Raw genomic sequence first — 18,406 nt, 5'->3', positions numbered from 1 at the left:
GCTGCAGCCCGCCTCACCATGACGGGCTGCGGCAGGTGCCCCGTGGATCAGGTTGCCTGCGTGGCGATCGTCTGGAGGAGTCGCACGACGCCCGCCGGGCCGTCGACCACGACGTCCGCCTTCTCCGAGAGTTCGGTGACCTCCTCGCTGCCGCTGCAGACCAGGAGGCCGGGGGTGCCGTCGGAGCGGAGTTTGTCGACGGCGGCGTAGGCGGGGAGGTCGCCCAGGTCGTCGCCGGCGTAGAGGACGGACTCGGCGCCGAGTTCGCGGATGTACTTGCTCAGCGCGACGCCCTTGTCCATGCCGGGCGGGCGGAGTTCGAGGACCATGCGACCCGGTTCGACGATGAGGCCGTTGCGGGTCGCGAGGTCGGTGAGGGGGGCTCGGAGGGCGTCGAACGTGCCCTGCGGGTCGGGCGCGCGGCGCGTGTGCACGGCCAGGGCGTGTCCCTTGTCCTCGATCCAGGTGCCCTGCGCGGTGGATTCGAGGAGACCCGGCAGGGCGGCGCGGACTGCTGCGACGCCGGGGTGGGGGTCGGGGGCGGTGACCTCGCCGCTCACGGCGTCCCAGCGTTCGGCGCCGTAGTGGCCCAGCACGACGAGGTGCTCAAGGCCGGGGGTGTCGGCGAACCCGCCGTACTTCACTGCGACCTCGGCCGGACGGCCGGTGATCACCGCGACTGCGGCCACCTTCGGCGCGAGTGCGGCCAGGGCGGGGATGGCGTCGGGGTGGGCTCGGGCCTTTTCGGGGTCCGGAACGATGGGGGCGAGGGTGCCGTCGAAGTCCAGCGCGATGAGTGAGCGCGCGGGGTGGGTGAGGATGGCGGCCAGGCCGTCGCGGCCGGGCTGAGTGGTGGGGGTCGGGAGGGGATCCTTGTGACTGCCCATGGGGCGACCTTATCGGGGGACGGGTGCTGACCCATCCCGACGGGGTTTCTGGACGCCGGTCCAGGCACATTCAGCCCGTCCGGCGTTTGAGGACGAGGACGTTCAGGCCGACAGCGGGGGTCTGGGGGCGGCAGCCCCCAGGGACGGGACGGGTAGGGGCGGCGGGGGCGAAATTCAACCCCCCACTGCACCGCCGCGCGTCACCGCTCCCCCCGCCGCCCCTCCCGAACCCGCCGCAACCGGTTCACCGTCACCGGATCATGAGCCAGCGCCCGCGGATCGTCCAACAGCGCGTTCAGCAGCTGGTAGTAGCGCACCGGCGCCAGCCCCAGCTCCTCACGTATCGCCCGCTCCTTGGCCCCGGCCCCCGAGAACCCCCGCCGCTCCAGCGCAAGAATCGCCCGCTCACGCTCGGCGAGAACGGCGGCCTCGGGCTGGTCCTGGTCCTCGTCCTGGTCCATGAGCCGCACCGTAGCCCACCCCACTGACAGGAAGCCCCCGCCACCTACTCCACCTACTCCGCACTCTCCGCCCGAGCAGCCCCCGTCTGCAGCTGCCCCAGGATCGCCGACGGGCTCCCCCCGGACGCCACCGTCCTGCCGATGCTCTTCTTCACGTCCGCACTCACCGCGGCCCACGACGTCCGCCCCACCGGATAGAGCTCGGAGAGCGGGAGCTGATCGAGGAAGGGCTTGAGGGCGGCGTCCTGGTCGGCCCCGGCCATCACCGTGGACGCGGAGTTCGTGACAGGGAGCAGGTTGTACTCCCGGGAGAAGTCCAGAACGTTCTGCTTGTCGTAGGCGAAGTCGAGGAACTCCCCCACCTGCTCGGCATGACCGTTCTCCTTGAAGGCCATCATCCAGTCGGCCACACCCATGGAGACCTTGGTCGGCCCCTCGAGCCCGGGCATGGGCACCATGCCGAACTTCACGCCCTTCTTCTCGGCCATCTGCATCAGCGAGGGGTGCCCGTTGAGCATGCCGACGTCCCCCGCGGCGAAGGCGGAGAACGCGTCGGCCCGGTTGAGCTCCCCGGGCGGGACCGGCCCCGTGAGCCCCTTGCCGACGAGGTTGTTCTTGAGCCAGTTGAAGGTGGAGACGTTCTCCGCGGAGTCGATGCTGTACGTACCGGTCTCCGCGTCGGTGTACCCGCCCCCGCCGCTGAGCAGCCACTGCATGGTCTCGGCCTGCGCCTCCTCGGCACCGAGCGGCAGCGCGTACGGGTACTTCACACCGTTCGCCTTGAGCGCCTCGGCGTCGGCGGCCAGTTCCTTCCAGGAGGTCGGCGGGGTGAGGCCGGCGTCCTCGAAGAGGGACTTGTTGTAGAAGAGCAGGCGCGTGGAGGAGGCGAACGGGATGCCGTACTGGACGCCGTTCACCTGCCCCGCGTCCGCGAGCTGCGAGACGAAGTCGGCCTGGACGGGGATGGAGAGCAGTTCGTCGGCCTCGTAGAGAAGGCCCTTCGCGGCGTAGTCGGCATACGCGCCGATCTGCGCGATGTCCGGCGCCTCCCCGGCGTCGACCATCTTCTTGACCTTGGCGTCGACGTCGTTCCAGGAGTACACGGTGACGTCGATCTGCACGCCGTCGTGCTGCTCCTCGTACTCCTTGGCGAGCCTGTCCCAGTACTTCTGGGAACTGTTCGCCGCACTGTCCCCGTAGTCCGCGGCGACCAGCTTCAGCGTCACCTCGTCCGAACCACCAGTCAGCCCACAGCCGCCCAGAACCGCCGACAGGCCCAGCGCGGACACCGCCGCAATCGTTCCCGTACGCCTACGCCGCTGCACGCAAAACCGCCCCACACCCATATTCGAAACTTTCGAAACGTCATACATATTGCCCCCATAAGGTCTACACCACGTAAGTGGACTAGACCTCTCGCGGGTATGCAAGACACACTGTTCCCGTGAGACATGTCATCGCCCTCGATGTGGGCGGCACCGGGATGAAGGCCGCCCTGGCGGCAGCGAGCGGCGAGCTGCTCCATCAGGCCCGCCGCCCGACCGGGCGCGAGCGCGGGCCGGACGCGGTCGTCGAGGGCATCCTCGACTTCGCCGGCGAGCTGCGCGCGTACGGCGAAGAGCGCTTCGGCGAGCCCGCGGCAGCCGCCGGCATCGCCGTCCCCGGCATCGTCGACGAGGAGCAGGGCGTCGCCGCCTACTCGGCCAACCTGGGCTGGCGTGACGTACCCCTGCGGCGGCTGCTCGCCGAACGGCTCGGCGGCGTCCCGGTCGCCCTCGGCCACGACGTGCGCACCGGCGGTCTCGCGGAGGGCCGGATCGGCGCCGGCAAGGGTGCCGACCGTTTCCTGTTCGTGCCGCTCGGCACCGGGATAGCCGGCGCCATCGGCATCGACGGCCGGGTGGAGGCGGGCGCGCACGGCTTCGCGGGCGAGATCGGCCACATCGTCGTACGGCCCGGCGGAGCGCCGTGTCCGTGCGGGCAGCGCGGCTGCCTGGAGCGGTTCGCTTCCGCGGCGGCGGTGAGCGAGGCGTGGGCCGCCGCGTGCGGAGACCCGGAGGCGGATGCGGCGGACTGCGCGAAGGCCGTCGCGTCCGGCGATCCGAACGCCGTACGGGTCTGGCACGAGGCCGTGGACGCCCTGGCCGACGGCCTGGTCACCGCCCTCACCCTGCTGGACCCGCGCACCCTGATCATCGGTGGCGGCCTGGCGGAGGCGGGGGAAACCTTGTTCACACCGCTGAGGGAGGCCGTCCGGCGCCGGGTGACCTTCCAGAAGCTGCCGTCCATCGTCCCCGCGGCCCTGGGCGACACCGCCGGATGCCTGGGTGCCGGCCTCCTGGCCTGGGATCTCCTCGACCGAACCGACCGTACGGAGGTAACTCCCTGATGGCAGCCGACCTAGGGGCGCGGGACAGCGCTGAATCTGCGGCTACCGCCGCGCGGGCGCGACAAGCCACAACGAGCCCGCAGCCCGCAGCCCGCAAGGTGCCCCTCGTCCTCTCCGGCGCCGACGTGGTCATGCCGACGGGAACCCGCAAACAGGGCCAAGTGATCGTCGACGGCACCCGCATCGCCGGCACGGCCCCGGAGAACGCCCACCGCATCGACCTCACCGGCCACTGGCTCCTGCCAGGGTTCGTGGACATCCACAACCACGGCGGAGGCGGAGCCTCGTTCACCTCGGGCACCGCAGACGACGTGGTCACCGGCATCCACACCCACCGCCTGCACGGCACCACCACCCTCGTCGCCTCCACCGTCACCGGCGACATGGACTTCCTCACCCGCCGCGCGGGCCTGCTGTCCGAGCTGGCCGAGCAGGGCGACATCGCCGGCATCCACTTCGAGGGCCCCTTCATCTCCCCGTGCCGCAAGGGCGCGCACTCCGAGGAACTGCTGCGCGACCCTGACCCGGCGGACGTGCGCAAGCTGATCGACGCGGCGCGCGGCCACGCGACGATGGTCACGCTCGCCACCGAACTGCCGGGCGGCCTCGACTCCGTACGGCTGCTCGCCGAGCACGGCGTGATCGCCGCGATCGGGCACACGGACGCGACGTACGAGCAGACGGTGGAGGCGATCGAGGCGGGCGCGACGGTCGCCACGCACCTCTTCAACGCGATGCCGCCGCTGGGCCACCGCGAGCCGGGCCCGATCGCGGCCCTGCTGGAGGACGAGCGGGTGACCGTCGAGCTGATCAACGACGGCACGCATCTGCACCCGGCGGCGCTGGAGCTGGCGTTCCGTCACGCGGGTGCGGACCGGGTCGCGTTCATCACGGACGCGATGGACGCGGCCGGCTTCGGCGACGGCCGCTACATGCTCGGCCCGCTGGAGGTGGAGGTCGCCGACGGTGTGGCACGCCTCGTCGAGGGCGGCTCGATCGCGGGCTCGACCCTCACGCTGGACCGGGCCTTCAAGCGGGCGGTGACGATCGACCGGCTGCCGGTCGAGGACGCGGTGGCGGCCCTGTCCGCCAACCCGGCCAAGCTGCTCGGCCGCTACGACCGCATCGGCTCCCTGGAGCCCGGCAAGGACGCCGACCTGGTGGTCCTGGACGCCGACTTCGACCTCAAGGGCGTGATGCGCCGGGGCGAATGGGTGGTGGATCCACAACTGGGGTGATCTGTCCTGCTGTTGAGGGCGGTGGTTGTCCTGCCAGACTGGGACGGCCGCCGCCCTTTTGGCATGATCGGCAGCTGCCGGCAGGAACAACCGGCAGACGGACGGCGCACGCATGCTGAACTCTTCGGGGGAGGTCGAGTACAGGTGATCCTCACTGTCACTCTGAACACCGCTCTCGACATCACCTATCGCGTACGGTCCCTGCGGCCCCACGCCTCCCACCGTGTCTCCGAGGTGACCGAACGCCCCGGCGGCAAGGGCCTGAACGTGGCCCGGGTGCTGGCGGCCCTCGGCCACGAGGTGACGGTCACGGGATTCACGGGCGGGGCGACGGGCCGGGTGGTCCAAGACCTGCTCACGGCCACGCCGGCCGTGGTGGACGCGCTGGTCCCGGCGACGGGGGCGACCCGCCGGACGATCGCCGTGGTGGACGAGCTCACCGGCGACACGACCCAGCTCAACGAACCCGGCCCGACGATCACGCCCGCCGAGTGGTCCGCCTTCCAGGAGGCCTACGAGGACCTCCTCGCCTCGGCCTCCACGGTGGCCCTGTGCGGCAGCCTGCCACCGGGCGTACCGGTCGGGGCGTACGCCGGCCTGGTCCGGGCCGCGAGGACCGCGGGCGTCCCCGTCCTGCTGGACACCAGCGGCGAGGCCCTGCGCCGGGGCGTCGCCGCCCGCCCGGACATCATCAAGCCCAACGCCGACGAACTGGCCGAACTCACCGGCTCCCACGACCCGCTGCGCGCCACCCAGGACGCCCGCCGCCGAGGCGCCCGCACGGTGGTCGCCTCCCTCGGCAGGTCAGGCCTCCTGGCCGTCACCCCGGAAGGCCGCTGGCAAGCCACCCCACCAACCCGCCTCCACGGCAACCCGACCGGCGCGGGCGACGCGGCGGTTGCGGGCCTGCTGTCGGGATTGGTGGAACGCCTCCCCTGGCCGGACCGCCTGACCCGCGCGACGGCGCTCAGCGCGGCGAGCGTGGTGGCACCGGTGGCGGGGGAGTTCGACCGGAGGGCTTATGAGGAGTTGCTGGGGCGGGTGGCGGTGACCGGGGAGGTCACCGCCGCGTGATCAGGAGCTGGACTTGACCCAGCCCTTCACCAGCCACATCTGGTCGAGCAGGGCGTCGCACTGGTTGCCCTGCTCGCAGGACACCTTGATCGTGTTCGTGCCCTTGTTGAGCTGGACGTAGTTGTAGGTCTTCGTCCAGCCCTTTTCGTAGTCGCCCTCGGGGCCGCCCGCCCAGTTCTTGAGGTCGACCGGGGTGTTGGCGGCCGTGCCGTTGACCGTGAGGGTGGCGTTCTGGTCCTTGCCCGGGACGCTGTAGCCGACGAAGACGGTGTACTTGCCGGACTTCGGGATCCCGTCCACGTTCCAGCTGACCGAGGAGCCGACCGCGTTGAACCCGGAGACGTAGACGCCGCCGTCCGCCCTGGCGCCCTTGATGTCGGACGCGGTGGTGGCACCGCCGGCGAGGGCCAGCGCCTTGGCGTCGATCGTCGGCAGGTCGTCCTCGGCCGCCTGGCTGTTGCTGTTCGACGGGCTCGGCGCGCTGCTCTCCTGGGACTGCGTCGGGGTCGACCCCGTGTCGCCCCCCGCGTCGTCCTTCTCGCCGTCGCCGCCCAGCATGGCCACGCTGATGCCGATGACGACCGCCGCGACGACCGCGATGGCGCCGATCAGCAGGCCCTTGGTGTTGGGGCCGCCGCGGCCGCCCGAGCCGTGGCCGCCGCTGTAGGACGACTGCTGGCTGGCCGTGGTCACGCCGCCGGGGTGTGTCTCCGGTGCCGCGTAGTGCGCGTTCGGCTGGCCGTACGTGCCCTGCTGTTGCGGTATCTGGCCGTACGCGGCCGTGGGGGCCTGCTGGCCGTACTGCCGCTGTCCGACCGGGCGCACACGGTTCACCGAACCCGGGTAGCCGTAGCCCCCGCCACCGGACGGCGGCTGGGCGCCGTTGGCCTGCCCGTCGGCGTAGAGGTAGCCGAACGGGTCGTCGTCCTCGGGCGTGCTGGCGCCGTTGTTGCCGGACGTCATCCCTTGGTACTCCTCACCAGGTGCGGGCGGATGCGATGCGTATGGTCAGAATGGCGAGCCTACCCGCTCCTGATGGCCCAAACGGGTGACTCGGATCGCATCAGCTCGCTGACCTGGCAGTTACCCGGCGCGTCTGTGTTGTTTGGGACGAGATCGTTTCTCTACGTACATCCGCTCGTCGGCAGACTTCAACACTTCGTCCGCGGTCATTCCGCAGTGTGCCCACCCGATGCCGAAGCTGGCGCCCACGCGGACCGCCCGCCCTTCGGCGCGGATCGGCTGGATGATCTCGTTGCGCAGACGTACCGCGAGGTCCTGGGCGTCCGCCTTGCCGAGCCCGTCGGCGAGGATCACGAACTCGTCGCCGCCGAGCCGGGCCACGGTGTCGCCGTCGCGGACCTGGCGGGACAGCCGCCTCGCCACCTCGATGAGAACTGCGTCACCCGCGTTGTGCCCGAACCGGTCGTTGATCGACTTGAAGCCGTCGAGGTCGCAGAAGAGCACCGCGAGCCCCTTGGCACCGTCGTCCCGCTCCCCCTCGACCGGCGCGACGGTGTGGACATGGTGGTCGTAGGCGTCGAACGCCGCCACCGCCGGCCGGAAGTCGAAGCCGTGACCGTTGGCGTCGTAGGCCGGGTGGCCGTAGGCCGCGTCGACCGACTCCAGGGCGGCGCCCGGGTGCGTGGAGCGCTGGCACAGCCGCGAGGCGAGCCGGGAACGCAGCTCGGCGGAGTTCGGCAGCCCGGTGAGCGAGTCGTGCGAGGCGCGGTGGGCGAGCTGCAGCTCGCGGCGCTTGCGCTCCTCGATGTCCTCGACGTGGGTGAGCAGGAAGCGGGGGCCGTCGGCGGCGTCGGCGACCACGCTGTTGCGCAGCGAGACCCATACATACGTGCCGTCGCGGCGGATGAGCCGGAGCTCCGCCCGGCCCCCCTCGGCGGACGTACGCAGCAGCGTGCCGATGTCCTCGGGGTGGACGAGGTCGGAGAAGGCGTAGCGGCGCATCGCGGAGGCGGGGCGGCCAAGGAGGCGGCACAGCGCGTCGTTGGTGCGCAGGATCCGGCCGTGCTGGTCGCCGCCCATCTCGGCGATGGCCATGCCGGACGGGGCGTACTCGAAGGCCTGCCTGAAGCTTTCCTCACTGGCACGCAGGGCCTGCTGCTCGCGCTCCAGCCGGACCAGCGCCCGCTGCATATTCGCGCGTAGACGTGCGTTGCTGATGGCGATCGCCGCCTGGAACGCGTACATCTGGAGCGCCTCGCGCCCCCACGCGCCCGGCAGCCGCCCGTTGCGGGGCCGGTCCACGGACAGGACCCCGATCAGCTCACCGCACGCGCTGCCCTGCACGCCGGGCGTGTACATCGGGGCGAAAAGACGGTCCGAGGGGTGCCACTCGTCCTCGAAGCGGGGCGCGGGACCGTCGGTGTACCACTGCGGGACGTCGTCGTCGTCGAGTATCCAGCCCTCGGTGTGCGGGATGAAGACCAGGTCGCCCCAGCGCTCACCCATGCTCAGCCGGCGCTCCCAGGAGTCCCGGGAGCCGACACGGCCGGTGATGAGGGCCTCGGCGGCGGGGTTGCCGGAGAAGGCGGCGACGACGAGATCGCCGTCGGGGCGTACGAGGTTGACGCACGCGAGCTCGTAGCCGAGGCCGTTGACGACACCGTCGGCGACGGTCTGCAGCGTGTCCGCCAGGCTGCGGGCCGTGTTCATGTCAGCCATGACCTGGTGCAGTTGCCGCAGGGTCGCAAGACGGACATACGGCTCCGACTCGGTCTCCATGCTCGCCCTCCCCCCGAGACCTCGCAGCGAATCAAGGGTTCTACTTCGGCGTAACTTCCCTTGCTAGTTCCCCGCCACTGAATCACAGCGCGCTGCTCACTCGGTACACAGGGTCAACAATTAATGGCCCTTGTGACTCAAGTCACAGGCAAACGTGAACAATTGAGCGGTGTTTCTGCGTTTTTCCTGTGCGTTTACTGAACGCAAACTTTGTGCGTGTGTGGAGATGCCACGAAACGGTCTTGATCAGGTACGTCAGTCGTCCGTCCATGGTCCTAGGACCACGTCCCGGTCCGTTCTCGGGCGAAGGCCCGATGCCGGGTGCGCAGTGCCGACATTAGCGTTTTCGGCGTGCCGAACACTTCACCGCCCGCGCCGCCCGTGACCGCCGTCCTCCCCGCCTCGCGCAGCGCCGCCGGGCATGCTGAGGGAGTGAGCAACGACGAGTTCCGTGCCGCCATGTCGCGGCTGGCCGCCGGTGTGGTCCTGGTGACCGCCCTGGAGCCGCCGCTGGACCCGGACGACCCGCACGCACCCGTCGGCGAGGACGTCGGCATGACGGCCACGGCGTTCATGTCAGTGTCCCTGGACCCGCCGTTGGTCCTGGTCAGCGTGCGCGAGGGGTCCCGCATGGACGACCTGCTCGACGAGCAGCCGCTGTGGGCGGTATCGGTCCTCGCCGAGAGCCAGCGCCACATCGCCGGCCGCTTCGCCATGAAGGGCCGCGTCAGCGACCGCCTGCTGTTCGCCGACATCCCGTACGTCCGCGGCGAGGAGACCGGCGCCCCGCTCGTGGGCGGCGCCCTGGCCACCCTGGAGTGCCGCACCGAGCAGCGCGTGACGGCAGGCGACCACACTCTGGTGATCGGCCGCGTCCTGTCGGCCTCTCTGCCGAGTGCGAACGGGGGGCCGCTTACGTATTTCCGGGGCCGTTACCGGCAGTTGGGATGATCAGCGGACGGGACCGTTCGCAATTCCATGGCGGGGAACTGATCATCCGCCTTACGGTGCCGGGATGACGTCGACCACTTCCGCGCCGCGCCTCGAAGAAATCACACCCGCGAACTTCGAGGCCGCCACCGGCATACGCGTTCGCCCTGAACAGGAATTCGCGGTCTCGCCGGTGATGCAGTCCCTGGCCGAGGCGTACGCCCACCCCGCGGGCGTCGCCTGGCCCCGCCTGATCGTCGACGGCGGCCGCCCGGTGGGGTTCCTGATGGCCTTCTTCGACATCGACTGGCGCGGCGACGGCAGCCTCCTGCGCTCCGGGCTGTGGCGGCTGAACATCGCCGCGGACGAACAGGGCCGGGGGTACGGCCGGTTCGCGGTCGAGTCGGTGGCCGCGGAGCTCCGCCGCCGGGGCGACAGGCAGCTGTACGTCACCTGGCACCCCGGCGAGAACGGCCCTGAGGGCTTCTATCTGAGCCTCGGCTTCCGCCCCAACGGCGAGACGAGCGAGGGCGAGACGGTGGGCGTGCTGGAGCTGGACCGCACCGGCACCGCGCCGGCTGGATCGGCCTGAGGTCGAGCCGGGACACCCGCTCGGGGTCCGTCACGATGTCGATCACGGCGATCCGGTCCCGTACGCACGCAAACCGCAGGGCCCGTTCCACCCGCCCGTCGGCCGACACGACGGCCCCCGCCGCACCCAGGTCGGCCCCGGTCACGTCGGCGCCCTGCACCCGGCGCCGGGCCCGGCCGGCAAGCTGCCGCGCCGCGGCGGGCGTACGGTCCACGACGTCCGCGACCTCCTCGAACGGCACCTCGAACAGGTCATGCAGCACGAACGCCAGCCGCTCGGCGGGCGTCAGGGTGTCCAGCACGACCACCAGGGCGACGCCCACCGAGTCGGCGAGGAGCGCGTCCTGCTCGTCAGCCACCCCCGAGATTGTCGATACGGGCGGTATCGGACCGGCTCACCCGAGACCACGCCTCCTGCACCGCGTCCCCGGCCTCGACGACCGACCCGAGCATCCGGTGAGCCACGGCCGCCGCAGTCCGTCGTCGCAGTCCGTCGTCACCGCGCTGACGGATGGAGGGACGGCGACGTGACGGCGACAGCGGGTGAGGCGACGGCTGCTTCGGGTGCGGGCGCGAGCACGGCGACCGGGGTGGCGATTGCGGCGACGATGGCGAGGACGGCGACAGCGCGCAGGGTCCACTTCAGCACGATGAGGATCCAATCCGGACGGTGACGGTATGCGCCTCGATCGTCGCCACCGATCCGGTGTCCGCGGATCGTCCGAAGGTCGCGACCGTCTCCCCCGCATGGCGGAGGTGACAGGCGGCGCCGACCGGACTACGTCCAGCCCCGCCCCGTTCGCCCCCGCTTGGTCTCCGAGCGCTGCTTCTTCTCCCTCAGCCGGCGTTCGTTGATGCCGCGGGGGATGCGGGTCGGTGTGCGCGGCTTCGGTGGCGGGGCCGTCGCCTCGGCGAGGAGGGCGGCGAGGCGGACGGCGGCGGTCTCGCGGTTGCGCCACTGGGAGCGGTGCTCGGAGGAGCGGACGGTGAGGACACCGTCGACGAGGCGCGAGGCCAGCCGCTCCAGCGCCCGCTGCTTCCACACCTCGGGCAGCGCGGCCGTGCTCGCCAGGTCGAACCGCAGCTCGACCTGGGAGTCACTGGTGTTGACGTGCTGGCCCCCGGGGCCGCTCGATCGCGAGAAACGCCACATGAGCTCGGCCTCGGGCAGGGAGACGGAGCCACGGATGACGTACGGACCAGACATGCCGTACATGTTCCCGCTTCTGTCCGGTCCACGTCACGCGAATATCCCCTACGGGTGCTCTTTGGCAAAGAAAGTAAAGACACCTGGAACTTGAGGTACCCCTCTCCGCGTTCATAGGGGTAGCTGTAGCTTCTAGCCGTACCGCAACGAGGGAAGGGACTCCCAACAATGGCTGTAAGCCTGTCCAAGGGTGGCAACGTCTCGCTCACCAAGGAGGCACCGGGCCTGACCGCCGTCACCGTGGGCCTCGGCTGGGACGTCCGCACCACCACCGGCACGGACTTCGACCTCGACGCCTCGGCGATCGCGGTCAACCCCACGGGCAAGGTCTACTCGGACGGACACTTCGTCTTCTTCAACAACAAGCAGACCCCGGACCAGACCATCGTCCACACCGGTGACAACCGCACCGGCGAGGGCGCGGGCGACGACGAGGCGATCAACGTCAACCTGGCCGGCCTCCCGGCCGACGTCGACAAGATCGTCTTCCCGGTCTCGATCTACGACGCGGAGAACCGCTCGCAGAACTTCGGCCAGGTCCGCAACGCCTACATCCGCATCGTCAACCAGGCCGGCGGGGCCGAGATCGCCCGCTACGACCTGTCCGAGGACGCGGCCACCGAGACCGCCATGGTCTTCGGCGAGCTCTACCGCAACGGCGCCGAGTGGAAGTTCCGCGCCGTCGGCCAGGGCTACGCCTCGGGCCTGGTGGGCATCGCGCAGGACTTCGGCGTGAACGTCTGACGGACGCCTCGCTGTGCAGGAACCCCTGGCTTCGGCCGGGGGTTCCGGCGTTCAGGGACTTCGGTCGTCCAGCGCCTCGATCGTCCAAGGCCGCCTCGATCATCCCCGTCTTCGATCGTTCATGTCTTCGATAGGTTGCCCCACGTGATCCTCGACCCGCTCCCCCTCAGCCCCGACCACGACATCCCGGCCCCGCTCCTCACCGAACTCACCGCGCTGTACGCCTCCAACCGTGAGTTCCACGCGCTCAGCGGCGAGTTCCCGGACCCGGACGACGTACGGCCCGAGCAGGTGGCGGCCGCGCTGGCCGACGAGTTGGCCAACCCTGACGTGGAGGTCCTGCTGGCCCGCAGTGCAGGGCAGCTGGTCGGGATCGTGATCACGCTCGGCCGGCACCCGGACCCGTCCGACCCCGATCCGTGGATCGGCCTGCTGATGGTGGACGCGAGCGCCCAACGCCAGGGGCACGGACGCCGCTTGGCCGCCCTCGTCGAGGACCGCCTGCGCGCCGCGGGCCGTACGGCCGTACGCCTCGCCGTCCTCGACAACAACCCCGGCGCCATCGCCTTCTGGACCGCCCTCGACTACGAGGTCATCGGCTACGGCGAGGACCTCCAGCTCGGCCGCGCCTGCACGGTCCTGCGCAAGCCGCTCATCGATCCCGACAGCGCCCCGCGCACCCCGCGCCAGGCCGCCCGAGTCGCCGTACTCGACCCGGAGGGCTCGGTCTTCATGTTCCGGTACGACAACGTCGAGGTCGGTGTCCACTGGGCCCTGCCCGGCGGCGGCCTGGAGGAGGACGAGACACCCGAGGAGGGCGCCCTGCGCGAGCTGCGCGAGGAGACCGGCTGGACCGACCTCGAATTGGGCCCCCTGCTCTGCACCTGGGAGCACGATTTCACCCACTCCGGCACCCCGGTCCGCCAACACGAGCACATCTACGTCACCCGTGGCCCGCACCGGGACCCGACCGGCCCCGGCCTCCCCGCAGCCCACGCCGCCGACGGCATCCTCACCTGGCAGTGGTGGACCCGAGCAGACCTCGCCAAGGCCCCGGAACCCCTGTGGCCCCCGGACCTGGCCCGTCTGCTGGACGAGTGGGAAGCGGGCGGGGAGGCCTGAACCGGCGTGGACTGGACGCCCCTGGCAGGCACCGCCCTCGGCGCGTTCGTCGGCATCGGCTCGACGCTGCTCGCGGACCGCGCCCGCTGGCGCCGGGACCTGACCGACCGGACCCGGCAGGAACGCCGCCAGATCTATGTGACGGTCCTGACGAAGTACCGCCTGGCCTACGAGGCCATGCACGCGGCGGCGGTCACCGGCCGCGACCAGGCGGACGCGGCGCGGGAGACGGCCGTACGGGAGGCGTTCAGGTCCTCCGGCTGCGACGAGGCCCGTGAGACCGCCCTGATCTGCGCGCCGCAGGAGATGTCCGACCTGCTCGAGACCGTCTACGCGACCCTGCGGGACCTCCAGGACGCGTTCGCAGCCGGTGATCCACCGCTCGACTCACCGCAGTTGCAGGAGCGGCGGCTCAAGCACGCGGAGGCGATATGGGCGGCCCGTGCGGCGATGCGGCGGGATCTGGAGCGGGGATCCTGAGCAGCCGTCGCAACGGGACGGCGGGCCGACGGGCCGGCGTCACGGTTGCTCGGGCTTTCCGTCCCCGTACAGCCAGTCCTCCCAGACGGACGTGAAGTCCTCGTCCGGGGCCGTCTTCTCCACGTACGCGGTGAAGTCCCCGGTGTCCGCGTTCCCGTGCCGGTGTTCGGCCGTCCAGCCCTGGACGATGTCGTAGAAGGTGTCGTCGCCGACGGCCTGGCGGATCTTGTGGAGCACCATCGCGCCACGCTGGTAGACCGGTTCACCGGAGATGTGCGCGGCGCTCCTGGGCTTGGCGGGCGGGAAGGACCAGAGGTCCTCGTACTCGTCCTCGCCGTGGTCGTACAGGGCGTCGAAGGTCTCCTGCGCACTGTCGCCGCCGTTGTCTTCCTGCCACAGCCACTCCGCGTACGTGGCGAAGCCCTCGTTCAGCCACATGTCCCGCCAGCTCTCCGGCGTCACGGAGTTCCCGAACCACTGGTGGGCCAGCTCGTGGACGAGCAGTTCGGTGCCGGGGGCGCCGGGAAAGACGGGCCGGTTCTGGGTCTCCAGGGCGTAGGCGGAGGCGTTCTCGCGGGCGACGATCGCGCCGGTGGAGGAGAAGGGGTAGGGACCGAAGTTGTACTCGGCCCACTCCACGATCTCGGGGAGCCGGGCCAGGACTTCACGGCTGGAGCGGGCCTGGGAGGGGGCGACGGCGGTGTAGACGGGCAGCGCGCTGCCGGCCGCGCCCGGCACGCTGGAGCGGCGGATGTCGTAGTCCCCGATGGCGAGCGTGGCCACGTAACTCGCCATCGGCTCGGCGGCGCGCCAGTGGAACGTCGTACGGCCGCCGCCGGTGGTCCGCTCGGCCAACTCACCGTTGGAGACCACCTGGAGCCCCTTGGGGACGGTCACCGCGATGTCGTACGACGCCTTGTCGGACGGGTGGTGGTTGCCGGGGAACCACGCCATGGACCCCGTCGGCTCGCCGAGCGCGAGCGCACCGTCGGCGGTGGGGAGCCACCCCTCCTCCGAGCCGTCCGGGTCGGTGATGGTCTGCGGGGTGCCGGAGTAGCGGACGGTGAGCCGGAAGGTCTCGCCCTCGCCGAGCTCGTCGCGCGGCCGGACGACGACCTCCTGGCCGCTACGGCTCCAGCGGGCACGCTCGCCCTCCACCGTGACCCGCTCGACGTCCATGCCCTTCAGATCGAGGTCGAAGGCGGAGAGGTCCTTGCCGGCACGTGCGGTGATCTCGGCGGTGCCGGTGAGGCGGCGGTCGTCGGGGTCGTAGGCGAGGTCGAGGTCGTAGTGCGTGACGTCGTAGCCGCCGTTGCCGGCCTTGGGGAAGTACGGGTCGCGCACACCGGAAGCACCGGGGGTGCCGTGGACGCCGCCGCACGCGGTGAGCACGAGGGCGAGCACACCACAGGCGATGGCCGGAACAACAGGCACGGAACGGGACACACCAGTGATCCTATGAGCGCGGACCACACCACCGTCACCTCGGCGCACAGCCCCGCCCCACGACACCGCCCGGCCCGCCTGCCAGCACCACCCGAGCCAGAACACCGCCAGCCCGCATGCCTGCACCAGCCGGGCCAGAACACCCCCGCCCCCGCCCGCGCCCGAACCGCGCAGCCGCCCCACCTCGCAACCACGCCCCGCGCCGACCCGTGACACCATCACCCCCGTGCTCGACATCGGCTACGCCCTCTCCAACCGCTTCCCGGACCCCCCGCAGACGGACTACCGTCGCGCGGACGTCCGTGCCCTCCGCCACGATCTGTTCTGCGGCGACGTCTACCTCGCCGACACCAAGGCGGACCGGGAGTTGTCCACAGCCTGGGGATGGGTGCCGGTGCTCGACTTCGCCTGGGCCCTGTGCGACATCGCGGAGCTGCTGGACCAGGACCCGGCCGGCTCCCGCGCCGCCCGCCCCCAGCACGCGGAACTGGACTTCACCGAGTCCACCGACCGCATGCTGTTCGAGCGCCGCTTCGGCTGGGTCGACATCGAGGCCGACTGGATGCGGGCGGAGGAACCCCCGCTGACCTTCTCGCACGCCGAACTGCGCCGCGAGGCCCGCGACTTCCTGCATGACCTGATCGCCGACCTGATCGACCTGCACGAGGACCTGGCCGAGAACCCGGCGATCTGGACCCTCCAGGCCCGCTTTCCCAGGCAGGCGTAGCCCAGCCGGCCGACGGACACGGACAACGAAGGAGCCCCATCCCGAACAACGTGGGATGGGGCTCCTGATCCGAGCGCCGGGCAGGCCTTGCACCTGCATCTCCCCGCAGGAAGCGGGACGTCTTTCCTTGGACCACCAACGCAACACCGACCACCGCGAGTTCCGGCGACCAGCTCGAGATTGATCATACCGCAGGCGCCCGTGCACCGCACACCGGCGTCCGGCCACCAGCCCCCTGATCGCCCCGCGCCCCCCTGGACCCCGGGCCCCTCGCCCTACTCGTCAGCCTCCACCCGCACCCCCACCGCCGCCGCCAGCACCGGCGCCAGATCCAGCAGCTGCGAAGGGCTGATCACCGCCCCGGCCAACCGCTCCACCCCCCGCGTGATGTCCAGCTCGCCCGCCCTGCGCAGGTCCACGTCCGTCAGGGTCACCCCGGTGAGGTCCGCCCCCTTCAGCGCGCAGTCCACGAACTCCACCCGCTCCAGCCGGGCACCCCCGAAGTCCGGCTCGACCAGGACGCACCCCTCGAAGACGACGTCTCTGAGCTTGGCCTTGCGCAGGTTCAGGTAGTCGATCTTGCCGCCGCGGATCACGACCCGCTCCAGCACCGCCCCGTGCAGCTGCACCCCGCCCAGCCGGGCGTCCACCAGTTCCACATCGCGCAGGGTCGACTCGGCGAGGTCGGTCCCGACACCGCGCGGGCCCGTGAGGACCGAGTCGAGGATGCGGGCGTGGTGCAGTCTCGTCTCGTCCAGGGCGCAGCCCCGCAGCGCGCAGTCCATGAAGCGGGCGCCCCCGCCGTCCTGTCCGGTGAGGTCCTCCTCCCGGAACTCCAGGCCGTCGTAGTCCCCGTCCGGCTCCAACTCCCCGTCCCGGAACGGCTCCAGCCGCGGCAGCCGCACCTCGGGCCGCCGCGCGCGCTTCACGCCGCCGCCCCTGCCCGGACCGCCCGCCCCGCCGGAACCGCCGCCCGCACCCATCGCTCGCCTCGCCATGCCCCCATGCTGCACCCCACCACTGACAATCCCTCCGACCTGCGCCGACACCCCGCCGACCCCGCCCGGGCCCCGCACCCCCACCACCCCCATGTCACATTCCGCGCGCCCAGGACCGTCGTACTCACAGAACAGGGAAGCAAGGCCACCCCGAGCACGAGGGAGACCCCCAGCCATGCACCGCATCACCGTCATCGGCGGCGGCTTCGCCGGACTCACCGCGGCCATCACCGCCGCCGAGGCGGGCGCCAAGGTCACCGTGTACGAAGCCCACCACACCCTCGGCGGGCGGGCGCGGACCGCCGAGGGGCCGTACCGGACGAACGAAGGACCGCACGCCCTCTACAGCGGAGGCCCGCACTGGGCCTGGCTCAAGCAGCGGGACCTCATCGGGCCGCTCGCGCCGATCCCGCCCCTGGAGGCGGCCCGGCTGCGGCTGCGGCACCGGGGCGTCCTGCGCCGGACTCCGCCGTTCGCCATGCTGAAGCTGCTGCGGCGGGGCCTGCCGCAGGCGCCCGTGGACGTCGACTTCATGACCTGGGCCACCGGCATCGCCGGCGACGAGGGCGCCCGTGCCGCCGCGCACTACTCCGCCGTCGCGCTGTTCCACCACGACCCCGGCGCCCTGTCGGCCGCGTTCGTGCAGGAACGGCTGCGCCGGGCCACCAAGTTGCCGCCGGAGGCGCACTACCCGCGCGGCGGCTGGGCGACCATGATCGACCGGATGGCGGCCCGGGCGTGGAACCTCGGGGTGCGGATGGAGACCCTCTCCCGCATCGACAGCCTCGACGACCTGACGACCGACGCGCCCGTCGTCGTCGCGACCTCCCTCGACGCCGCCCGCCGCCTCCTCGGCGACGACTCGCTGACGTGGACCAGCGGGCGTACGGCACTCATCGACCTCGCCGTGCGCACCCGGCGCGGGGACGCCTTCGCCGTCTCCGATCTCGACGGGACGGGGTGGCTGGAGCGGTTCACCGCGCAGGACCGGTCGCTGGCGCCGACCGGTGAGCAGCTGATCCAGGGGCAGATCCCGATCGCCCCGCACGAGAGCAGGGCCGCCGGCATCGAGCGCGCCGAGCAGCTCCTCGACCTCGGTTTCCCCGGCTGGCGCGAGCGGGTCACCTGGCGGCGCGAGTCCGTGGCGAGCGGCCGTACCGGCGCCGTCGACCTGCCCGGCACCAGCTGGCGCGACCGTCCGGCCGTCGACCGGGGCGACGGGCTCTACCTGGCGGGTGACCAGGTCGCCGCTCCCGGCGTCCTGTCCGAGGTCTCCTTCAACAGCGCGCTCGCGGCCGTCTCCCTGGCCCTCGGCCGGAACGCCCTTGACCTCAAGCAAGCTTGAGGTTGAAGGCTGGCTTCTCGACAGC

General features: G+C 71.3%; 19 protein-coding genes and 1 pseudogene. 10 read left to right on the top strand and 10 right to left on the bottom strand.

Features of this window, described 5'->3' with window-relative positions; translation table 11 throughout:
• Positions 1-47 precede the first annotated feature (47 nt).
• From otsB to OHT51_RS23265, 3 genes are all read right to left on the bottom strand, one after another.
• A complete protein-coding gene (otsB, locus tag OHT51_RS23275) occupies positions 48-887 on the bottom strand; it encodes a trehalose-phosphatase (RefSeq protein WP_328880846.1) in 840 nt (279 codons plus the stop codon).
• Between the two features lie 200 nt (positions 888-1,087).
• The gene (locus OHT51_RS23270) at positions 1,088-1,348 is read right to left on the bottom strand and encodes a DUF3263 domain-containing protein (RefSeq protein WP_328880845.1); all 261 of its coding nucleotides are present in this window, start codon (positions 1,346-1,348) and stop codon (positions 1,088-1,090) included.
• Between the two features lie 53 nt (positions 1,349-1,401).
• The gene (locus tag OHT51_RS23265; protein ID WP_328880844.1) at positions 1,402-2,694 is read right to left on the bottom strand and encodes an ABC transporter substrate-binding protein; all 1,293 of its coding nucleotides are present in this window, start codon (positions 2,692-2,694) and stop codon (positions 1,402-1,404) included.
• 98 nt (positions 2,695-2,792) lie between these two features.
• Between OHT51_RS23265 and OHT51_RS23260 the strand changes: the two genes are divergently transcribed.
• From OHT51_RS23260 to OHT51_RS23250, 3 genes are all read left to right on the top strand, one after another.
• Positions 2,793-3,737, top strand: coding sequence for an ROK family protein (locus tag OHT51_RS23260; RefSeq protein WP_328880843.1), 945 nt, complete (start codon positions 2,793-2,795; stop codon positions 3,735-3,737).
• The gene (gene nagA, locus OHT51_RS23255; RefSeq protein ID WP_443052537.1) at positions 3,737-4,975 is read left to right on the top strand and encodes an N-acetylglucosamine-6-phosphate deacetylase; all 1,239 of its coding nucleotides are present in this window, start codon (positions 3,737-3,739) and stop codon (positions 4,973-4,975) included. Before OHT51_RS23260 ends, nagA begins: the two co-directional genes overlap by 1 nt.
• Positions 4,976-5,119: 144 nt before the next feature.
• On the top strand, positions 5,120-6,049 hold the full coding sequence (locus OHT51_RS23250) for a 1-phosphofructokinase family hexose kinase (protein WP_328880842.1): 930 nt from the start codon (positions 5,120-5,122) through the stop codon (positions 6,047-6,049).
• On the opposite strand, the gene OHT51_RS23245 is transcribed toward OHT51_RS23250, so the two are convergent.
• Both OHT51_RS23245 and cdgB read right to left on the bottom strand, forming a co-directional pair.
• Positions 6,050-7,012 carry a CBM35 domain-containing protein gene (locus tag OHT51_RS23245; RefSeq protein WP_328880841.1) on the bottom strand — a complete coding sequence of 321 codons (963 nt, stop codon included), beginning with the start codon at positions 7,010-7,012 and terminating at the stop codon, positions 6,050-6,052.
• 120 nt (positions 7,013-7,132) lie between these two features.
• Positions 7,133-8,791 carry a diguanylate cyclase CdgB gene (gene cdgB, locus OHT51_RS23240; protein WP_328880840.1) on the bottom strand — a complete coding sequence of 553 codons (1,659 nt, stop codon included), beginning with the start codon at positions 8,789-8,791 and terminating at the stop codon, positions 7,133-7,135.
• Between the two features lie 351 nt (positions 8,792-9,142).
• Here cdgB and OHT51_RS23235 point away from each other — a divergent pair, with 351 nt between their 5' ends.
• Complete coding sequence (locus tag OHT51_RS23235; protein ID WP_384191838.1) at positions 9,143-9,742, top strand: flavin reductase family protein; 600 nt, start codon at positions 9,143-9,145, stop codon at positions 9,740-9,742.
• A gap of 64 nt (positions 9,743-9,806) precedes the next feature.
• Positions 9,807-10,313 carry a GNAT family N-acetyltransferase gene (locus OHT51_RS23230; RefSeq protein WP_328880839.1) on the top strand — a complete coding sequence of 169 codons (507 nt, stop codon included), beginning with the start codon at positions 9,807-9,809 and terminating at the stop codon, positions 10,311-10,313.
• A 100-nt stretch (positions 10,314-10,413) separates the two neighbouring features.
• Here OHT51_RS23230 and OHT51_RS23225 read toward each other — a convergent pair.
• From OHT51_RS23225 to arfB, 3 genes and pseudogenes are all read right to left on the bottom strand, one after another.
• Positions 10,414-10,765: pseudogene (locus OHT51_RS23225) on the bottom strand (sigma factor-like helix-turn-helix DNA-binding protein); the annotation flags it as partial.
• Positions 10,766-10,808: 43 nt separating this feature from the next.
• Positions 10,809-10,961, bottom strand: a complete 153-nt coding sequence (locus tag OHT51_RS23220) for a hypothetical protein (protein ID WP_328880838.1) — start codon at positions 10,959-10,961, stop codon at positions 10,809-10,811.
• 129 nt (positions 10,962-11,090) lie between these two features.
• Positions 11,091-11,528, bottom strand: coding sequence for an alternative ribosome rescue aminoacyl-tRNA hydrolase ArfB (gene arfB / locus OHT51_RS23215; RefSeq protein ID WP_328426811.1), 438 nt, complete (start codon positions 11,526-11,528; stop codon positions 11,091-11,093).
• Between the two features lie 159 nt (positions 11,529-11,687).
• Between arfB and OHT51_RS23210 the strand changes: the two genes are divergently transcribed.
• From OHT51_RS23210 to OHT51_RS23200, 3 genes are all read left to right on the top strand, one after another.
• The gene (locus OHT51_RS23210; RefSeq protein ID WP_107906089.1) at positions 11,688-12,263 is read left to right on the top strand and encodes a TerD family protein; all 576 of its coding nucleotides are present in this window, start codon (positions 11,688-11,690) and stop codon (positions 12,261-12,263) included.
• A gap of 144 nt (positions 12,264-12,407) precedes the next feature.
• On the top strand, positions 12,408-13,385 hold the full coding sequence (locus OHT51_RS23205) for a bifunctional GNAT family N-acetyltransferase/NUDIX hydrolase (RefSeq protein ID WP_328880837.1): 978 nt from the start codon (positions 12,408-12,410) through the stop codon (positions 13,383-13,385).
• Between the two features lie 6 nt (positions 13,386-13,391).
• Positions 13,392-13,865, top strand: a complete 474-nt coding sequence (locus tag OHT51_RS23200; protein WP_328880836.1) for a hypothetical protein — start codon at positions 13,392-13,394, stop codon at positions 13,863-13,865.
• A gap of 39 nt (positions 13,866-13,904) precedes the next feature.
• On the opposite strand, the gene OHT51_RS23195 is transcribed toward OHT51_RS23200, so the two are convergent.
• Entirely contained in the window at positions 13,905-15,311 is a 1,407-nt protein-coding gene (locus tag OHT51_RS23195) for a M1 family metallopeptidase (RefSeq protein ID WP_328880835.1), read from the bottom strand.
• A gap of 226 nt (positions 15,312-15,537) precedes the next feature.
• Here OHT51_RS23195 and OHT51_RS23190 point away from each other — a divergent pair, with 226 nt between their 5' ends.
• A complete protein-coding gene (locus OHT51_RS23190; protein WP_328880834.1) occupies positions 15,538-16,038 on the top strand; it encodes a hypothetical protein in 501 nt (166 codons plus the stop codon).
• Between the two features lie 275 nt (positions 16,039-16,313).
• Here the strand turns inward: OHT51_RS23190 and OHT51_RS23185 are convergent, their stop codons facing one another.
• Positions 16,314-17,036, bottom strand: a complete 723-nt coding sequence (locus tag OHT51_RS23185; protein WP_328880833.1) for a pentapeptide repeat-containing protein — start codon at positions 17,034-17,036, stop codon at positions 16,314-16,316.
• Positions 17,037-17,211: 175 nt separating this feature from the next.
• On the opposite strand from OHT51_RS23185, the gene OHT51_RS23180 reads away from it, so the two are divergent.
• Complete coding sequence (locus OHT51_RS23180) at positions 17,212-18,381, top strand: FAD-dependent oxidoreductase (protein ID WP_328880832.1); 1,170 nt, start codon at positions 17,212-17,214, stop codon at positions 18,379-18,381.
• Positions 18,382-18,406: the final 25 nt, after the last annotated feature.

It is taken from the genome of Streptomyces sp. NBC_00299 (assembly GCF_036173045.1).
GTDB classification, from domain to species: Bacteria; Actinomycetota; Actinomycetes; order Streptomycetales; family Streptomycetaceae; genus Streptomyces; species Streptomyces machairae.
The sequence above is the reverse complement of the archived record's forward strand: the minus strand, read 5'-3'. Positions and strand labels throughout refer to the sequence as shown.

Excerpts from the sequence above, each read along its gene's own strand:
- OHT51_RS23245 (WP_328880841.1), bottom strand. The coding sequence starts at position 7,012 with ATGACGTCCGGCAACAACGGCGCCAGCACGCCCGAGGACGACGACCCG.
- OHT51_RS23270 (WP_328880845.1), bottom strand. The coding sequence starts at position 1,348 with ATGGACCAGGACGAGGACCAGGACCAGCCCGAGGCCGCCGTTCTCGCC.
- otsB (WP_328880846.1), bottom strand. The coding sequence starts at position 887 with ATGGGCAGTCACAAGGATCCCCTCCCGACCCCCACCACTCAGCCCGGC.
- nagA (WP_443052537.1), top strand. The coding sequence starts at position 3,737 with ATGGCAGCCGACCTAGGGGCGCGGGACAGCGCTGAATCTGCGGCTACC.
- OHT51_RS23185 (WP_328880833.1), bottom strand. The coding sequence starts at position 17,036 with ATGGCGAGGCGAGCGATGGGTGCGGGCGGCGGTTCCGGCGGGGCGGGC.
- arfB (WP_328426811.1), bottom strand. The coding sequence starts at position 11,528 with ATGTACGGCATGTCTGGTCCGTACGTCATCCGTGGCTCCGTCTCCCTG.
- OHT51_RS23265 (WP_328880844.1), bottom strand. The coding sequence starts at position 2,694 with ATGGGTGTGGGGCGGTTTTGCGTGCAGCGGCGTAGGCGTACGGGAACG.
- cdgB (WP_328880840.1), bottom strand. The coding sequence starts at position 8,791 with ATGGAGACCGAGTCGGAGCCGTATGTCCGTCTTGCGACCCTGCGGCAA.
- OHT51_RS23230 (WP_328880839.1), top strand. The coding sequence starts at position 9,807 with ATGACGTCGACCACTTCCGCGCCGCGCCTCGAAGAAATCACACCCGCG.
- OHT51_RS23210 (WP_107906089.1), top strand. The coding sequence starts at position 11,688 with ATGGCTGTAAGCCTGTCCAAGGGTGGCAACGTCTCGCTCACCAAGGAG.
- OHT51_RS23180 (WP_328880832.1), top strand. The coding sequence starts at position 17,212 with ATGCACCGCATCACCGTCATCGGCGGCGGCTTCGCCGGACTCACCGCG.